This window comes from Comamonas koreensis (assembly GCF_021026195.1).
Lineage (GTDB): Bacteria > Pseudomonadota > Gammaproteobacteria > Burkholderiales > Burkholderiaceae_C > Comamonas > Comamonas koreensis.
Genome location: NZ_JAJNCT010000046.1, coordinates 1 through 3,456, shown reverse-complemented (window position 1 = coordinate 3,456; position 3,456 = coordinate 1). Strand labels below are relative to the sequence as shown.

General features: G+C 59.4%; 3 protein-coding genes and 1 pseudogene. All 4 read left to right on the top strand.

Annotation, left to right across the window (positions count from 1 at the left end):
- The coding region (locus LPW39_RS23365) for a hypothetical protein (RefSeq protein ID WP_230781176.1) at positions 1–1,259 on the top strand (1,259 nt) is incomplete at its 5' end.
- Positions 1,256–2,152, top strand: coding sequence for a hypothetical protein (locus LPW39_RS23360; RefSeq protein WP_230781174.1), 897 nt, complete (start codon positions 1,256–1,258; stop codon positions 2,150–2,152). The genes LPW39_RS23365 and LPW39_RS23360, both read left to right, overlap by 4 nt.
- A gap of 65 nt (positions 2,153–2,217) precedes the next feature.
- Positions 2,218–3,090: a hypothetical protein gene (locus LPW39_RS23355; RefSeq protein WP_230781172.1), complete on the top strand. Its 873-nt coding sequence runs from the start codon at positions 2,218–2,220 to the stop codon at positions 3,088–3,090.
- A pseudogene (locus LPW39_RS23350) lies at positions 3,084–3,456 on the top strand (hypothetical protein); the annotation flags it as partial. The gene LPW39_RS23355 and the pseudogene LPW39_RS23350, both read left to right, overlap by 7 nt.

Below are 3,456 nucleotides of genomic sequence, written 5' to 3'. Positions count from 1 at the left end.
CCAAGGCCAAGTACCGCGCCCTGGTCGAAAAGGCGATTGCAGACAAAGACGAGGTGATGCTTGCCAAGTTGCTGCAATTCGCAGACGACTTTGCCGCCGGCGCAGATGCTGCAAGCGCGAGCCTGCAGCAAGCGCGGGACGAGTTGACAGCGCGCATGCAGGAGCTGATTGAGATCCGCGAGGAAACCCTCTCGACGCTCGGCCTTTCGGTCGATGGCCTGGTTGATGGCTTCATTAACGAGATCAACGAGGGGCGTGGCGCACAGGCTGGCGAGTGGCTGGCAGACAGCATCGCATCCGGCTTTGAGCAGGCCATCTACCGCCAGGCGGTGACCACCATCCTCAACTCGATCATTGACGGCGTTATCACTCCGGTGGTTACCGCAGCGATGGCGGGCTCTTCGGTATCGGGTCTGGTGAGTGGCGCGGCGATTGAAACGATGGTGGCGAACGCTAAGGCCGCAGCAGTGGCACTCAAGACGCTGCTCAATGACCCTGCGTTCAAGGCCATGCTGGACGAGACCATTGACTTTGTGCGCGACCTGGGCAATGACATTGGATCGGTGATCCCTCCCATGTCTACCTACAGCCCCGCCATCAAGGATGTGGCCAAGGGCTACGACTCTGCAACGAAAGCGGCAGAGGATGCAGCGGCCGCAGCCAAGAAGCTGGCGGATCAGTGGCGCAAAACCATTGATTCCATGCTGAACGAGATGGAGCGTTTGCGTAGCGAGCTGCTGGGCGTGACCGATGACCAAGGGGCCGCGTACTACGAGGCCTTGTTTGCCATCAAGACCGCCCAGGCCCGGGCCGGGGATCAGGATGCAGCCGACGAGCTGCCAGAGATCATCCGCAACCTGGAAAACATCGCCAAGGCAAATGCGTCGTCGCAAGCCGATGTATTGCTAAAGCAGGCTGAGTGGCTGGCTTCGCTGACCGATACCCGTAACTACCTTGCAGGCAAGTATGGGGTTGACATTGGTAACCAGCAGATCGCAGAGGCGGCTTCGGCTGCAGCAGGCCGGGTAATTCAAACGACGGGTAGTGCGGCGTTCTCCGGCGCGCTGCAGTCGTCGAGCGATAACCCGGTTTTGGTATCCGAGGTGCGTGCTCTGCGCGTCGCTCTGGAGAACCATGACAACAATCGCAAGTCTGAAGCTGCTGCTTCTGTCCCTGCCGTGCAGCGCATGAACAAGGTGCTGACGAGGTGGGATGCAGAGGGCATGCCCCAACCCAGAGAAGAGGAGGAAAGCGCATGACAGGACTTAGAACTGTCAGCCCGCTGGAGATCACCGACAGCGTTCTGATCGCTCAGCCTCCCCTGGAGGATTCAGCGGTTGCCTGGGTGGCGGGCTCTTGGCCGCAAGGGTCAAGGGTCCGCTACAAGCACCAGGTGTACCAGGCCGGGGCCGCAGTCAACGATGCAGTGCCTCCGCCGGACAACCCCACGCTCTGGATCAAGGTAGGGCCCACCAATACGTGGGCCCTTTTTAATGGGCGCACGTCGCAGAGCTCCAAGTTCAATGCGACGGCATCCTACCGGTTCAGGTTTGGGCGCACGGTGGATGCTGTGTCTGCCATTGGCCTCGTAGATGTGCAATCCGTCCGAGTTCGCGTTGTAGATCCAACTTTTGGAACGGTCTACGACAAGAACCTAACCGTGGGCTTGGCGCCGGCCGCTGCAGATTGGTGGGAGTGGCACTTCGGGCAATGGACGCCTACAGGGGCACTTGGCCTTTTCACAGGCCTGCCAGCTTATCCGCAGGCTGACGTACTGGTTGACTTCACTGGCACGACCAAGATGGAAGTGGGCAACCTCATCCTGGGCAATGCCCAGGAGTGGGGACACGGCGTTCAACTGGGGGCATCGGTGGGTATCCAGGACTTTTCCAAGAAAACCTTGGATGAGTTCGGCAACCGGGTGCTGGTCGAGCGTACCTATATCGGCTGGGCAGATATGTCGGTGCCCATCAGGCGCACGGAAATAACTGCCATCAAAAACTACATGGCCCAAAACCGGGCAAAGCCAATTCTGTTCCTGGGCTCTCAGGACATCGAGGCCCTGAACGTGTTTGGCATTGCCAAAGACTGGTCTGTTTCTATCGAGTACTACGACTACTCGATGTTTGCTATTCAACTTGAGGAGGTGTGATGCCTTTAGTCGTTCCAACACCCGTCCCCGCATACCCGCCAGCGCCGCAGCCCACGGATGACCGGGTGACTTTCAGCTCCAAAGCGTTTGCCCTTGCGGCATCTTATGAGACGCAACGAATCGCTTTTAACACCGCCCTCAGTCAGGTCTACACTAATTCGCAATGGGCGCAGGAAAAGGCGCTAGAAGCCCAGAATGCTGCTGCTGCTGCGGGTCAATCGGCGGCGGCTGCACAAGCGAGTCGCCAGGCAGCGGACACCGCTGTTCAAGACGTTCGTGCCGCGATGGATGCCATACAGGCCGGCCCTGTAGCTTCTGTGATGGGGCGCACTGGGGTAGTCACCGGCTTGGTGGAGCGATCGGGCCCCATCTACACCAAAGCGGTATCCATGGCAGATGCACCTTTGGGGCAGTGGGCCAGCTTCAATGACGGCACAGGGGCCGGTGCCGACTGGCCGACAACGCTGGCTATTTCTTGCTGGAATGTATTTACGTTCGGCACGGCCGTGCGAAAGACGCAGCGGGCAACGCAGGTGCTTGATGGCGCGCAGCAAGGCTGGATCTTTGAGCGCCAGCTGCATGACACGACTTGGGGCCCGTGGCATCGGATTTTCACTAACAGGACGCTGATTGAGTCAGGAAGGCACCTGGGCGCAGCTGCACCCTCTTACACGGTAGATCCCAGCATTGCAACAGCGAACTGGGTTGAAGTCTTCAATGCCGTAACGATCAACGTGACCAACCCCAGGGGCTTTGGCGACCAGCTATCAATCCTGATTTCGATGGTGAATGCCTCGCCGATAACGTTCTCCAGCAACGTAAAGCTGCCCGTCGGCGGGGTTCCCGCGCTGAGCGCCAACACGATCACGACGATGGCGCTTATCGCACGCGTTGACGGCGTTTGGAACCTCCATATAGGAGGGGCCAACCCATGGTGATGGCCCGCATGATCTCGGCACTTGGCGGCCACGTCTCTATGGCAATAGCCGCAAGCGTGCGTAGCCCAGATATTGCTGCCCTTGCGCGTGCCCGGGGATGGAATGGGTCTGGCCAGATCACCTGCACGATCAACGCAGGGGTAGATGTTGCCTCGCTCAACATCGCTGGCATTCCACATGACCGCCTGACCATCATCAACCGGGGTCGCATGGGTGGCGTGGTCAACGGTGGCACCGCAATCTACACACGAATCCGCATCCGCATCGACAACACCTTGGGGACCATCTTCGGCGGTGGAGGAGCCGGCGGCAATGGGGCCTGGAAGGCCATCTTCCGGGGTACTGGCTATGTTGCTACTGGTAATG

What these genes read in the sequence shown, in the direction of transcription:
- LPW39_RS23360 (WP_230781174.1), top strand. Translation starts at nt 1,256, where the DNA reads ATGACAGGACTTAGAACTGTCAGCCCGCTGGAGATCACCGACAGCGTT.